The organism is Ruegeria sp. AD11(2025), from assembly GCF_056542405.1.
In genome coordinates this window covers 80,728-93,908 of record NZ_JBQFZU010000008.1, presented here as the reverse complement: position 1 = coordinate 93,908, position 13,181 = coordinate 80,728, and the positions used below count along the sequence as shown (strand labels likewise).

Sequence of the window (13,181 nt, the reverse complement as noted above, 5' to 3'; positions counted from 1 at the left end):
GCCCGGATTTTCGCTTACATGTTGGGATAGTTCGGGCCATCCCCTCCCTGCGGCGTGGTCCAGGTAATATTCTGGCTGGGGTCCTTGATATCGCAGGTTTTGCAATGCACGCAGTTCTGGAAGTTGATGACGAATCGCGAGCCGTTCTCATCTTCGACCATCTCGTACACACCCGCCGGGCAATAGCGCTGCGCCGGTTCGTCGAACTTGGGCAGGTTGACCTTCACCGGGATGTCCGGATCGGTCAGTTTCAGATGGCAGGGCTGGCTTTCCTCATGGTTGGTCATCGCAAACGAGACGTTGGTCAGACGGTCGAAGGACAGCGTACCATCGGGTTTGGGATAGTCGATGGGCTGGTGCTTGCTGGCCTCTTCGGTCGATTGCGCGTCGTTCTTGCCGTGGCCCAGCGTGCCCAGCAGCGAGAAGCCCAGTGTGTTGGTCCACATGTCCATGCCGCCCAGCACCAGCGAGGCAGTCAGGCCGTATTTCGACCAAAGCGGCTTGACGTTGCGCACCTTTTTGAGGTCGCTACCAATGGGGCCATCGTGCACGTCGGCCTCATAGGCAGTCAGTTCATCACCCGAACGATCGGCTTTGATAGCGTCATATGCGGCTTCAGCAGCTGCCTTGCCCGACAGCATGGCGTTGTGGTTGCCCTTGATGCGTGGCACGTTGACCATGCCCGCCGAGCAGCCTAGCAGCGCCACGCCGGGGGCGACCAGTTTAGGCATCGACTGATAGCCACCTTCGGTGATTGCACGGGCACCGTAAGCCACGCGCTTGCCGCCTTTCAGCAGCTCAGCCACCATCGGGTGATGCTTGAAGCGCTGGAATTCCATGTAGGGATACAGGTGCGGGTTCTTGTAGTTCAGGTGAACCACGAAACCGACATAGACCTGATTGTTTTCAAGGTGATAGATAAACGATCCTCCACCCGCGTTGCTGCCCAGAGGCCAGCCCATGGTATGCGTGACCGTGCCTTCCTTGTGCTTGGCCGGGTCGACCTCCCAAATCTCTTTCATACCGACGCCGTATTTCTGCGGTTCTTTGCCCGCAGACAGGTCGTACTTGGCGATGACTTCTTTTGACAGCGAACCACGGACACCTTCTGACAGGAAGACGTACTTGCCGTGCAGTTCCATGCCCGGCTCGGTGCCCGGACCGTAGGATCCGTCGGGTTCCAGACCGAACACACCGGCCACCACGCCTTTGACCTCGCCATTGTCGCCATAGACCAGTTCGGAACAGGCCATTCCGGGGAAGATTTCCACACCCAGCTCTTCGGCCTGTTCGGCCATCCAGCGGCAGACATTACCCATCGAGACGATGTAGTTGCCATGGTTGTTCATCAGCGGCGGCATAGGGAAGTTGGGGATGCGGATTTTACCCGCCTCACCCAGCATATAGAAATTGTCTTCGTGCACCGGCACGTTCAGCGGCGCGCCTTTTTCCTTCCAGTCCGGGATCAGCGCGTCCAGGCCGCAGGGGTCCAACACCGCACCCGACAGGATATGCGCGCCCACTTCCGAACCCTTTTCCAGAACAACGACGTTCAGGTCCGCGTCCAGCTGTTTCAGACGGATGGCCGCCGACAGGCCCGCGGGGCCTGCACCCACGATCACCACATCGTATTCCATCGCTTCGCGTTCAATCTCGGCCATCGCGGGCTCCTTAGCTAACTTTCCGAATTGGCGCTTTCACTGCGTGGTCTGCGCAATATTGTTTCACGGCTGATTACATGGTCTGAAAGACCTTGGTCAATCAAAACACGGCGTAACATTGCTGCAATGCGGCAGTTATGCCTCGGGAGCGTCCCCCATGAGGTATCTGGGACCGCTACCATGGGATTTGGCGCGGTCATCGGGATTATAAAGGGCGCATTTCGGCAAGCTCAGGCAACCACACCCGATACAGCCGTCCAGATTGTCGCGCAACCGCATCAGGGTATCGATTCGCTGGTCCAGATGAGACCGCAGACCGATACTGATCTTTTGCCAGTCTTTCGGTGTCGGCGTACGGTTTCCGGGCAGGCCAGACAGTACCTCGCGAATCTCGGGCAGGGTCAGTCCGAATTGCTGGGCGATCATGACAAAGCTCAGCCGTCGGATATCGGCACGCTGATACCGCCGCTGACCGCCTGCGTTGCGCCAGGGCGAGATCAGCCCCTGCGCCTCGTAATAACGAATGGCGGAAACCGCCAATCCGGTGCGCTTTGCCAATGCGCCGATCGCCAAGCCTTCGGATAACGCCATTTCGCCCTCGCAAAATATCTTGACCTAAAGTTAGGTTTAGAAATTACTGTGAGTCGGGACAAGCCTCAATTCGCAAAGGAGATCCCATGATGGCGACGCTTGAACATACCAATTTCACCGTCCGCGACCCGCAGGCTTCAGCCGCGTGGATGCATAAGGTGTTCGGCTGGAAAACCCGCTGGGAAGGTCCGGCCATCGCGGGCGGATACACCGTGCACGTGGGCAGCAAGCATACCTATCTGGCGCTCTATGCGCCCAGCGATCCGAAACCCTCGGGCGAAAGCAGCTATGACATCGTTGGCGGTCTGAACCATGTGGGCGTGCTGGTCGAAGACATTGACGCCACCGAACAGAAAGTGATCGACGCAGGGTTCACCCCCAAATCCCACGCCGATTACGAACCGGGCCGACGGTTCTACTTCAATGACGACAATGACATCGAATTCGAAGTGATTAGCTACGATTAAGGTATTCCGGGAAACCCCTGACAGATTCTTCATCGCCAATGTCCCGCGAGCGCGAAACGCAGCAGGGTGTTGGCGATTCAGACTTTTCCCGCACACCATAGGCCGTAATCCGCGCGTCGCGCGACCAAGCCCCCTTGCAATTCACGCCTCATTTAGGTCAGGTATTTGACGACCCATCAAATCGCCCCGACGCTTGTCTCATGCGGCGGGGCGCATCACTTTTTGCGTGGACGACAATAGTATGGAAAAGATTCCCATGACGCCTGCGGGCAATGCCGCGCTCGAGGCAGAGCTGAAAAAACTGAAATCCGTTGAGCGCCCCGCGATCATCGAAGCCATCGCCACAGCGCGCGAACTGGGCGACCTGAAGGAAAACGCTGAGTATCACTCGGCGCGCGAGAAGCAGGGCTTTATCGAAGGTCGCATCAAAGAGCTGGAAGGCATCCTGTCGCTGGCCGATGTGATCGACCCCGCCAAACTGTCTGGTGCGATCAAATTTGGCGCCAGGGTCACGCTGGTCGATGAGGACACCGACGAGGAAAAGACCTGGAAGATCGTGGGTGAGTACGAGGCCAATATCGAAAACGGTTTGCTCAACATCAAGTCGCCCATCGCCCGCGCCCTGATCGGCAAGGACGAAGGTGACAGTGTCGAGGTTCGCACCCCCGGCGGCGTGCGGTCTTACGAAATTCTGAGTATCGAGTACGCCTGACCGGAGCGTCCCAATGTCCGAGCCCTCACCTGAGCAGGAACCCGAGCGACCGACCTCGCTGGGCATCTACGACAAGCCTTCGCGCCCGGTGGTGACCGAGATCGAGATCGCGGCCATCGTGCTCAGCGTGATCTGGCTGGTGGTTTCGGTGGTATTTCTGGTGCTGCCCGGCAAGACGCAGGGCGGTGGGTTCGTCGTGACCCTGCTGGCGGTGTTCATGCCGGTGGCGATGATCTGGGTTGCCGCCACCGCGATGCGGGCCAGCCGTGTGATGCGCGAGGAAAGCGAACGTCTGCAGACGGCGATCGACGCGATCCGGCAGACATATGTCATACAGCAACAGCGTGCGGCCAGTTCCTATGAACCGGCAGTCAGAAAGAAACTGGACGAAATCGCCCAAGCGGCAAAAAAAACTGAAAGCGCTCTGGCGACGTTCTCGACCAAACGCACGGAACCTGCGCGAACGGCGGCTTCCAACAGCACTGGCGACCAGACAACGCTGGAACTGGGCACGCAGGCCGGAGATATCGCGCCGCCACTCAGTACCGATGTCTTCATCCGCGCGCTGAACTTCCCCGAAACGCAGGACGATACCGAGGGGTTCAACGCCCTACGTCTGGCGTTGAAGGACCGCAAAACCGCGCAGCTGGTGCAGGCCTCGCAAGACGTGCTGACCCTGCTTAGCCAGGAAGGCATCTATATGGATGATCTGCGTCCCGACATGGCCCGGCCCGAGGTCTGGCGGCAGTTCGCTCAAGGCGCGCGCGGGCGTTCGGTGGCCGCATTGGGCGGCATCCGCGACCGGTCCTCGCTGGCGCTGACAGCGGCACGGATGAAACAGGACCCGATCTTCCGCGACGCCGCGCATCATTTCCTGCGCCGCTTCGATCACATGATCGTGACCTTCGAGCCCGAGGCCAGCGATGCCGACCTGACCGCCCTTGGCGAAACCCGCACGGCACGGGCCTTCATGCTGTTGGGGCGTGTGGCCGGGACGTTTGACTAAGGCGCGGTAACCGCCCAGCTCATGCGCGTGGCGCTGTTGAAGCCGAACAAAAACTGGAACGGTCCGGTCTCTTCATTGCTGACGGCACTGAAGCCCTCGCGTTCGTACAAGGCCTTTGCGCGCGGGTTGGTATCAATTACGTCCAGCTGCACCTCTGACATACCCGATTTGCGAGCCTCATCCTTGATCGCAGAGAGCAGCGCGGTTCCGACCCCCTGTCCGCGCGCCTTTGCAGCGACAAAGATACCGTCCATTTGAAACACGCCGGGTTGTAAATCGCGCTCCAGAACGCTCAGCACCAGACCGCGCCATGTGCCGCCAAACCAGCCATAAATCTTTGCCATATCGGACAGGCTGCCTTCGACCAGCCCACCGTCCTTGGTCTTGAAACCGGCCAACCCCAGCATCTGGTTTGAACTGTCCCGCGCGACAAGGGCAAATTGCGGGTTTATGACAAGTTCTATGAAGGCCAGACCCTTTTTCTCCGGCCCCATGACCTTGTGCAGCTTGGCTGAAAAAGCCTGCCAGAACAGTGCGGCGGCCGTTACCCGTTCCGTCTCAGAGAAGCCCTGCTCTACTCTGAATGTCACAACCCAAAGCTCCCGTAGGGAATGAACCGGACCATATCGCCGGGCTTGATATGGCGCGCGCCGTCCTCGATCTCGACCAGCCCCTCGGCCCAGCTTAGCCCGCTGATCCGGCCCGACCCTTCCGAGGCGAACACTTCGGCCTGGCCATCCCGGACGCGGGCGCGCAGATATTCGCGGCGACCCGGTTTCTTGCGTTTCTCGAACGCGGCGGGCAGATCGAAGCCTTGCGGATCCTGCCAGCCTTCACCCGCCATCAGGCCCAGTGCGGGGCGGGCAAAGATCAGCGTGCAGACCATGGCCGCCACCGGATTGCCAGGCAGGCCGAACACTGGTGTTCCGTCCCACATCCCCAACGCCAGAGGCCGCCCGGGTTTCAGCGCGATCCGCCATTCCTGCATTGCACCCGCCTGCCGCAACAGGGCCGAGACGTGATCTTCGTCCCCCGCCGACGCCCCGCCGCTGGTCAGGATCACGTCCGCCTGCTTTGCCGCCCGGTTCAGGCGGTCGCGCAAGGCATCGCGGTCGTCTTCAACACGCCCCATATCCACGGGCTGAAACCCCATGCGGGCGATCAGCGACAACAGCATCGGGCGGTTGGCGTCGAATATTTGGCCCGGACCGGCGGGTTCTCCGGGTTCGACCAATTCGTCCCCTGTGGACAAAACGGCCACCCGCAGTGTTTCACGGACGCGCACCTCGGCAAGACCCGTCGCGGAAAGCAAGGCCAGATCGGCGGGTGTCAACCTGCGTCCGGCGGGCAGGACCGGATCGCCCTCGGCCACATCCTCGCCTGCGCGGCGCGTGTTGGCGCCGTATTTCAATGGGCCGTGAAAGGCGATGTGGCCCTCTTTAACGGTTACGTCTTCCTCCAGAATGACCGTATCCACACCCGCAGGCAGGGCCGCGCCGGTCAGCACGCGCAGCGCATGGCCGTCGGGTACCGTGCCGTCAAACGGAATACCCGCCGCTGCACGCCCCGGATGCAAGGGCATCACCTGCGGCCCCTCGGGCGCGGCACCGGTGAAACCATAGCCGTCCACCGCCGTATTCGGCAGCGGCGGGTTTGAGCGTTTGGCAATGACGCCTTCGGCCAGAATGTGTCCCGTTGCCTGCTCCAGCGGCAGGGTTTCGGCACACTTCACCACCGTCAACCGCTTGCGCAGCAGACCGAGCGCGTCGTCTACCGGGGTCCAGTTCACACCGGCGGGCAACGCAAAACAATCGTTGCGCAGGGGCGGCGGTGCGATGTTTGGTTTGGTCATAATCCGACCTCCTGCAGGATGAAATCCGCGATTGCGGCGGTGTCATCCAGATCGAAGACAGGGCAATCCGCGGTCAGCGGCGTATCACTGGCCACAGCGCGGATGGTTGCGTTTTCCGGTGCCATCAACGGATTTCCAGCCTCGGCCCGAAATGCCTCGACCTTGGGATGGCCTTCGCGTTTGAATCCCTCGATCAGCACCAGATCAACAGGTGACAAGCGCGCCAGCAGCTCGGCCAGAGACAGCTCGGGCGCGCCACGCAACTCCTGCATGATGGCGATGCGCTGGCCCGAGGCCAGCAGCACCTCGGACGCGCCGGCGGCACGGTGGCGATAACTGTCGGTGCCTGGCTGATCGACATCAACCCTGTGATGGGCGTGTTTGACCGTCGAAACCGAGAAGCCGCGCCCGGTGATCTCAGTCACCAGCCGCTCCATCAGCCCGGTTTTTCCCGCGTTTTTCCAACCGGTGACGCCGTAGACTCTCATGCCTGCTCCAGCAGCTTTTCCGCCCGTGCCAAATCGTCGGGCGTGTTGACGTTGAAGAAGGGATCGAACGGGTCGGCCGGAAACAGCGCCTCGCGCCCGCCATGTTTGTCGGTCCACAGCACGACTTTGCGCAGCCCGTCGTTCAACGCATCGCGCAGATCATCGCGTAGCGCCACCGGCCAGAGCCCAAATGTCGGGTGCCGGTTGATGCGTTTGCCCCCGCCTGATTTCAGCGCCTCATCGCCGGTGCGTGGTGTGGTCGCCAGAACCAGCGGATGCGCCTGACCCTCGGCGGCCTGCGTCAGGCGGGCCACCAGATCACGCGGAAAGAACGGCGTGTCAGCGGCGGCGGTGACGATACTGTCCGCCCCCTGCTCTGCCGCCCAATCCAGCCCCGCCAGAACGCCCGCCAACGGGCCTGCGAACCCTTCGATCGTGTCGGGCAGAATTGGCAGATTCAAGTCAGTGAACCGCGCGGGGTCGCCATTGGCGTTTAGTGCCAGACCGTCCACCTGCGGGGCCAGTCGGTCAATGACATGAGACAGCAGGCTCTGTCCGCCAATCTGCAGCAGACCCTTGTCGCCGCCACCCATACGGGTTGCTAGACCACCTGCCAGTATAACGCCGAGAGGATTGGTCATTTGATATTCTCTTCAGACCGCCACCCCGAAATCGTCTGAATGAAATGGCTGGATTCCTCTGGACTCAAAAGTTGTTTGGGAAGCACGAACACGATCTCGCCTGCAAAAAAAATAAACCGGGCCCTGTCTTCGATGATATCCTCAACGGCACGCCAAGACACATTCCATGTCACATTGGGCGATTGCAAACCCAAACCGTGGGGTGAAAAAACGAACTCAGTTCCATCGTTGTACATCGGCGAGGATAGTAACCGTCTGGCTCGCCGTTTTATTGAGAAACGTTCGGGCAAGAATAAGACAACACCACCAAGCAACGCCCCCAACAGGGGTGCATACAGACCTTGTATACCAGGAAGAGCGCCGAAAGCACGAAACGCAATAAACGCGAAAACAACACCACCGGCTGCGACAAGAATCCCTCTCAAGACGCCGAGTACAAGTATGCCTATGGAATTCTCCTCACCTAGGCCTTTTTGTCTGCGCTTACTCAAGGCCCTAATCAGAGTCCGTTCGTCAATTTGTTCCGACAAATGGAAATTGTAAGTCAAAGTCTACTCCGCACCCTTCCGTCTGTGTTTCTTGTCTTCTACCGCTACCGTCGCCGGGTCCACATCGCGCAGCAGGCGGTCCTCACCGGACAGGCACACGAACCGTTGCCCGCGCATGCGGCCGATCAGGGTCAGGCCGACCTCGCGGGCGATCTCGACGCCCCAGGCTGTAAAGCCCGAGCGGGACGCCAGCACCGGGATGCCCATCATTGCTGTCTTGATCACCATTTCCGAGGTCAGACGCCCGGTGGTGTAGAGGATCTTGTCACCCGCCGCCTCGCCCTCGGACAGCATCCAGCCGGCGATCTTGTCGACCGCGTTGTGGCGGCCCACGTCCTCCATATAAACCAGCGGGCGATTCTCGCGGCACAAGACCGTGCCGTGGATCGCCCCGGCCTCAAGATAGAGCGATGGGGTGCGGTTGATCTTGGCGGCCAGATCGTAAAGCCACGAGGTGCGTACCTGAATCTGCGGCAGACGGACGTCCTCCAAACCTTCCATCATGTCGCCGAAAACCGTGCCAACGGCGCAGCCGCTGGTGCGGGTCTTTTTCTTCAGCTTGTCCTCATAGGACGTCTGTCGGGCGGTGCGAACGATGACGGTTTCCAGATCGTCATCGTAATCAACGCGTGTGATTTCATCATCAGCCAGCAACATGCCCTGATTGCGCAGGAACCCCAGCGCCAGATACTCCGGGTAATCGCCGATAGTCATTGCCGTCACTATTTCCTGCGCGTTGAGGAAAATCGTCAGCGGGCGTTCTTCGACCACCGAGATCTGGCTGATCTCGCCATTCTGGTCGACGCCTTCGACCGCACGGGTCAGACGAGCCGCGCCGGGGTCGGGGGCAATGATGTAGTCCGAGACATCCAGTTCTGTGGCCAATTGCAACCCTTTCCCAAGACCGTTAGTGCTGCGGGCAACACCATAGGATTTAGCCATGGCAGACACCACATCCAAGTCATACTTTTGGAAGGGTTTTCGCGACGGGTCACCGTTCATCTTTGTCGCAATCCCCTTCGGTACCCTGTTCGGTGTTTTTGCCACAGAAGCCGGTCTGGATATCGTGCAGACCATGATGCTCACCTCAACCGTCTTTGCCGGGGCTGCGCAATTCGCCGCCCTGCAATTGTTGCAGGACCAGACCCCCACGGCCATCATTCTGATCTCGGCGCTGGCGGTGAACCTGCGGATGGCAATGTACTCCGCCTCACTGACGCCGTTTCTGGGCGCCGCCCCGCTATGGCAGAGGGCCTGCGCGGCCTATCTGACGGTCGATCAGTCCTATGCCTGCTCAATCGTGCAGTTCGAGAAAGAACCGAGGATGACCGTCCCCCAACGCATGGCCTATTTCGTGGGTTCTGTCACTCCGATTACACCGCTTTGGATTCTGGCAACTTATCTGGGCGCGGTGCTGGGGACGCGCATTCCCGAAAGCTGGGCGCTGGACTTCGCCCTGCCAATTACCTTTCTGGCCATGATCGGCCCGATGATGCGGACCCTGCCCCACGTGATCGCCGCGTTGGTTGCCATTGCCGTTTCATTGCTGACGGTGGCCCTTCCGTACAATCTGGGCCTTTTGATCGCAGGTTGTGCCGGGATGATCGCAGGCGCACAGGCTGAACTGGTCACAGAACGCCGAAAGACCGAGACATGAATCAAGTCGATGCCGTGACAATCTGGACCATTATCATAGGTCTGGCAGTGGGCAGCTACGCCCTGCGTTTTGTCTTCATCGGTCTGGTCGGAGACCGCCCGATGCCACCCTGGCTGCTGCGTCACCTGCGCTATACCGCCGTAGCCATCCTGCCAGCGCTGATCGCGCCGCTGGTGGTATGGCCAACCGCAACCGAAGGACAGCCGGACGCGCCGCGCATGGCCGCGGCGGCGGTCGCTTTGGTTGTCGGGCTGATTACCAAGAACGTGCTGGCGGCCATATTCACTGGTGCCGGAACCCTCTACGGGCTACTGTATCTACTGGGTTAGGGCTGCGTCCTGCTGGTTCAGAACGGCATTGTTCGCCGCCAGCCCCTTTTGCAGATCGGCGTCGTCATTCTCGCGGTATTCGCTGGTGGCAACCCCCGGAATCTCTCCGAATTGTTCGGACAGTTTGACCGGGTAGAAGGTGGTGCTGATCTGTTCGAAACCCGGCACCTGCTGCAACAGCTGAGATGTCGAGTTGGCGCAGTACGCGCTGGACACCGGCCCCATCTGCTTGGCCAGTTGCAGGGCGATCTCGGCCTGCTGCGGGGTTACCTCGATGGTTTGAATCCGCGCAAAATGCGTCTCGCGCGCATGGCTGCTGCGATAGGCGCGCTCGACGTTTGGAGTGATACCGTAAAGCACGTCATTCTTTATCGGCACCACATCCGCGCGAAACGAACCTGCGGGGTCAAAGATCACTCTCTCACTGCCGCTGATCATCAATGACGTATGTGCACCCGAACCGGTCCGGGTATTGATCATCGTATAAAGGGTCAGCGTCGAGGGGCCGGGGTCACGGTAGGACCGTGCCACGACTTCCGACTGATCTGCCTGTGGGCGCTGCGAACCGGTGCAGCCAGCAACGGTTGCTGCCAAAAGGCAGGCAAGCAAAATCCTGATCACGGTGAACCCCGTTCCGGATTAAGAGGCGAAGACCGCCAGGAACAGGCAGAGGAACGCGATGGCAACCACGCACCAAGTGGTGGCCTTGATGAAGCCGTGGAAGGTTTTTTCTTGGACTTTGATGTCCATTTCGCCGTGCTTGTATTCAGCCATTGTTCAGAGATTCCCAGTTCGCGTGTTTAAGATGTTGGATAATCTAAAATCCGGGGCCTGTCACCACGTCATTCGCGCGCAGTGGGCGTAGGCAGGAACACTGAACAGCCTGGATACCCGAAACCCCAGCGCCAGGGCAGGCCGGAACAGGGCCCACCGCCCAACCGCACCGCCGCATGCATCGCCTCTGCCGTTATGGAATGCGCCGTGCGAATCTGGTCAGGCGTCATGTCATACCGTTCGGCGTAGGCGTCGGCGTTGTCTTTTCCGTGCCGTTTGACGCAAGCACGCAGCGCATCATCCGCTAACAGGCGCGCGTCATAGCTGCCCTCGGCCTGCGTCGCCCCACCCGCATTGTGATAGGCGCGGTCATGGGTCACGCAGCAGTATTCCCATGGAGGGTGTTTTTCGTAGAGGGCGCGGAACTTGGGAAAGGTTTCGGCCACAAAGCGCCAACTGGCCGACAGGCCGCCGGAACAGCCGTCGGTTTCGAACGGTGTTGGTTCCGCGTCCCCGCGCTGTGCGATCAGGGCACGGTGAGCCGGCAGCTCGATGTTGCGCATGAAGTCCTGCGCCGCAGCGGGGGCCGCCATCAGCGCGAGGGCCACGCCCAGATTACGGGCTTTCATCGCGCATCGCTTGTGTGTCGACGGACATGCCGAAGGTGGTCGCCAACCACAGCAGCAGCCGCTCGACCGGGCCCATTTCGGCGCGCACCCGCAGTACCTCGTTGGCCATCGCAGGGCGGTCGGTGATCAGCCCGTCCACTCCCATCGAGGCCATAGCCGACATTTGCAACGGGTCGTTGACCGTCCAGACATAGATATCCTTGCCCGCCGCATGAACCGAGCGCACCAGCCCCGGCGTCGCCATCGCGGCGTTGACGGCGATGAAGTCACCTTCCAGCCCGGTCAAATCGCCCACCGCCGTTGCCGCCAAAACCCCGGCCCGCCAGTCTGGGCGCAGCTCCTTCATCTTCTGCACCGCAGGGTATTTCAGAGACATGGTGGCAATGTCGTCCTGCATCTCCAGCTCTTCGACAATTGCCGCCACGCGGTTTTCCAGATCAACGTCGTGGCCATAGTATTTCAGTTCGATAATGACCTTGGACTTGCCCTTTGCGGCCTCAAGAACCTCACGCAGGGTCGGGGTGCGTTCGTCAGCATATTCGGGGCCGAACCAGCTCCCGATATCGATCTGGGCGATGTCGTCCATCGTGGCGTCCCAGACCTTGAGGTTCACGCCTGCCAGTTTCATGAAGTCACTGTCATGGGCAACGATGACCATGTCATCCGAAGATTCCTGCACATCGATTTCTACCCAATCGGCCCCGTCCTCGATTGCCTTCATTACCGAGGCCATGGTGTTCTCGGGTCGCAGGGCGGCAGCGCCGCGGTGGCCGATCACCTCGGCCCGGTCCGGGGCCTGTATGCGTTCCAGCAGGTGTTGCCCGAACCACAATCCGATCAGCACGGCCACCGCCGCGGCGCCGAGGGCAGCAAACAAAGGGATACGAAAACTACCAGGTTCGGGATGCGGCGGTTCCTCGGTCCTGATCTCAAAGAACCCGTCCAGCAGCACCGCCAGCGCACCCAATGCCGTTGCCGCCAGCACAAGGCCCGCCAAAGACCAGATACCGGCCACCATCAGGCTGTAGATCAATGCCAGACGCAGATGGTTGGCCCCCTGCAGCGGCACGATGGCAAACAGCTGCCCCGCCACCCATGCGATCAGGCCAGCAATGATCACGCGCAGGATCAGCCAGATCGCCAGCTCGATCTTGAGGCGCCCACGTTTGCCCTCCATCCGGATGGCACTGATGTTAAAGGCGTGGGCGGGGTGAACACCTTCGAACAAGACCAGATGCAGACCCAGCGCCCAAGCCGACAAGCGACGGATCAGCACCCAGGCCATGACCAGCACCACGGCGCCGATCAGTGCCACCGCAATCCAGAAGGAGGGCGGATGGAAGGTCAGATAGTAGTTGATGTCATATTCGGTCAGCGTCCACCACGCGATCATGGCCGCGACGACCGCAAAAGGCAGGATCAGTACCAAAACCCGCAGTACAAAGCGCACCGCAAAACCGAACAGTGCCGGAAGGCGCGACAGGATCAGACCGATCGCGGAACTGCCCGCGCGCCACGGGTCGAATTCGCCCATCCGCAACGATCCGGCCATGACCGAGAACACGAACACCTCGGCCAGCAGAAACAGGCTGAGCACGGCAATCGCCGCGACAAAGCCGACGGGAGACAGGATGAAGGCAGCGATGGCCTGATCCGTCAGCGCGGTCTGGTTCGACAGCGACACGGCCAGATTGACGGTGATGGCCACGCCCGGCGCAATCAGGGCGACCAGCAACAGGCGCACGGCGATATAGATCGGCACAAAGACGCGACGGCGTGCCCATGCGCCTTTGTAGGCACTTGTAACGGCTGAGAAATCGGACACG

General features: G+C 60.4%; 17 protein-coding genes. 5 read left to right on the top strand and 12 right to left on the bottom strand.

Going from position 1 to position 13,181, the window contains the following annotated elements; all coding sequences use genetic code 11:
* Positions 1-14: 14 nt before the first annotated feature.
* Positions 15-1,661: an electron transfer flavoprotein-ubiquinone oxidoreductase gene (locus ACR1XY_RS10130; RefSeq protein WP_480592763.1), complete on the bottom strand. Its 1,647-nt coding sequence runs from the start codon at positions 1,659-1,661 to the stop codon at positions 15-17.
* 135 nt (positions 1,662-1,796) lie between these two features.
* Entirely contained in the window at positions 1,797-2,252 is a 456-nt protein-coding gene (soxR, locus tag ACR1XY_RS10125; protein ID WP_480592760.1) for a redox-sensitive transcriptional activator SoxR, read from the bottom strand.
* Positions 2,253-2,338: 86 nt separating this feature from the next.
* On the opposite strand from soxR, the gene ACR1XY_RS10120 reads away from it, so the two are divergent.
* From ACR1XY_RS10120 to ACR1XY_RS10110, 3 genes are all read left to right on the top strand, one after another.
* Positions 2,339-2,719 carry a VOC family protein gene (locus ACR1XY_RS10120; protein WP_480592757.1) on the top strand — a complete coding sequence of 127 codons (381 nt, stop codon included), beginning with the start codon at positions 2,339-2,341 and terminating at the stop codon, positions 2,717-2,719.
* A 241-nt stretch (positions 2,720-2,960) separates the two neighbouring features.
* Positions 2,961-3,431, top strand: a complete 471-nt coding sequence (gene greA / locus ACR1XY_RS10115) for a transcription elongation factor GreA (protein ID WP_480592753.1) — start codon at positions 2,961-2,963, stop codon at positions 3,429-3,431.
* A gap of 13 nt (positions 3,432-3,444) precedes the next feature.
* Positions 3,445-4,437, top strand: a complete 993-nt coding sequence (locus ACR1XY_RS10110) for a hypothetical protein (protein WP_480592751.1) — start codon at positions 3,445-3,447, stop codon at positions 4,435-4,437.
* Here the strand turns inward: ACR1XY_RS10110 and ACR1XY_RS10105 are convergent.
* From ACR1XY_RS10105 to ACR1XY_RS10080, 6 genes are read right to left on the bottom strand one after another with little or no spacing between them, the layout of a single operon-like run.
* Positions 4,434-5,027, bottom strand: a complete 594-nt coding sequence (locus ACR1XY_RS10105; protein WP_480592749.1) for a GNAT family N-acetyltransferase — start codon at positions 5,025-5,027, stop codon at positions 4,434-4,436. The genes ACR1XY_RS10110 and ACR1XY_RS10105 overlap by 4 nt on opposite strands.
* Positions 5,024-6,289: a molybdopterin-binding protein gene (locus ACR1XY_RS10100; RefSeq protein WP_480592747.1), complete on the bottom strand. Its 1,266-nt coding sequence runs from the start codon at positions 6,287-6,289 to the stop codon at positions 5,024-5,026. The genes ACR1XY_RS10105 and ACR1XY_RS10100 overlap by 4 nt, the downstream gene beginning before the upstream one ends.
* Positions 6,286-6,777 carry a molybdopterin-guanine dinucleotide biosynthesis protein B gene (mobB, locus tag ACR1XY_RS10095; protein WP_480592744.1) on the bottom strand — a complete coding sequence of 164 codons (492 nt, stop codon included), beginning with the start codon at positions 6,775-6,777 and terminating at the stop codon, positions 6,286-6,288. The genes ACR1XY_RS10100 and mobB overlap by 4 nt, the downstream gene beginning before the upstream one ends.
* Positions 6,774-7,418, bottom strand: coding sequence for a molybdenum cofactor guanylyltransferase MobA (gene mobA, locus ACR1XY_RS10090; protein ID WP_480592742.1), 645 nt, complete (start codon positions 7,416-7,418; stop codon positions 6,774-6,776). Before mobA ends, mobB begins: the two co-directional genes overlap by 4 nt.
* On the bottom strand, positions 7,415-7,966 hold the full coding sequence (locus ACR1XY_RS10085; RefSeq protein ID WP_480592740.1) for a YcxB family protein: 552 nt from the start codon (positions 7,964-7,966) through the stop codon (positions 7,415-7,417). Before ACR1XY_RS10085 ends, mobA begins: the two co-directional genes overlap by 4 nt.
* A 3-nt stretch (positions 7,967-7,969) precedes the next feature.
* Positions 7,970-8,908 (bottom strand): formate dehydrogenase accessory sulfurtransferase FdhD, encoded by a 939-nt coding sequence (locus tag ACR1XY_RS10080; RefSeq protein WP_480592738.1) that lies wholly within the window; start codon positions 8,906-8,908, stop codon positions 7,970-7,972.
* Here ACR1XY_RS10080 and ACR1XY_RS10075 point away from each other — a divergent pair.
* Positions 8,907-9,623 (top strand): AzlC family ABC transporter permease, encoded by a 717-nt coding sequence (locus tag ACR1XY_RS10075; RefSeq protein WP_480592736.1) that lies wholly within the window; start codon positions 8,907-8,909, stop codon positions 9,621-9,623. The genes ACR1XY_RS10080 and ACR1XY_RS10075 overlap by 2 nt on opposite strands.
* Positions 9,620-9,952 (top strand): AzlD domain-containing protein, encoded by a 333-nt coding sequence (locus tag ACR1XY_RS10070; protein WP_480592734.1) that lies wholly within the window; start codon positions 9,620-9,622, stop codon positions 9,950-9,952. The genes ACR1XY_RS10075 and ACR1XY_RS10070 overlap by 4 nt, the downstream gene beginning before the upstream one ends.
* On the opposite strand, the gene ACR1XY_RS10065 is transcribed toward ACR1XY_RS10070, so the two are convergent.
* From ACR1XY_RS10065 to ACR1XY_RS10050, 4 genes are all read right to left on the bottom strand, one after another.
* Positions 9,941-10,573 carry a hypothetical protein gene (locus ACR1XY_RS10065; protein ID WP_480592731.1) on the bottom strand — a complete coding sequence of 211 codons (633 nt, stop codon included), beginning with the start codon at positions 10,571-10,573 and terminating at the stop codon, positions 9,941-9,943. The genes ACR1XY_RS10070 and ACR1XY_RS10065 overlap by 12 nt on opposite strands.
* 18 nt (positions 10,574-10,591) lie before the next feature.
* The gene (locus tag ACR1XY_RS10060; protein WP_480592729.1) at positions 10,592-10,726 is read right to left on the bottom strand and encodes an aa3-type cytochrome c oxidase subunit IV; all 135 of its coding nucleotides are present in this window, start codon (positions 10,724-10,726) and stop codon (positions 10,592-10,594) included.
* A gap of 68 nt (positions 10,727-10,794) precedes the next feature.
* The gene (locus tag ACR1XY_RS10055; RefSeq protein ID WP_480592727.1) at positions 10,795-11,355 is read right to left on the bottom strand and encodes a hypothetical protein; all 561 of its coding nucleotides are present in this window, start codon (positions 11,353-11,355) and stop codon (positions 10,795-10,797) included.
* Entirely contained in the window at positions 11,342-13,180 is a 1,839-nt protein-coding gene (locus tag ACR1XY_RS10050) for a glycerophosphodiester phosphodiesterase family protein (RefSeq protein WP_480592724.1), read from the bottom strand. The genes ACR1XY_RS10055 and ACR1XY_RS10050 overlap by 14 nt, the downstream gene beginning before the upstream one ends.
* Position 13,181: the final 1 nt, after the last annotated feature.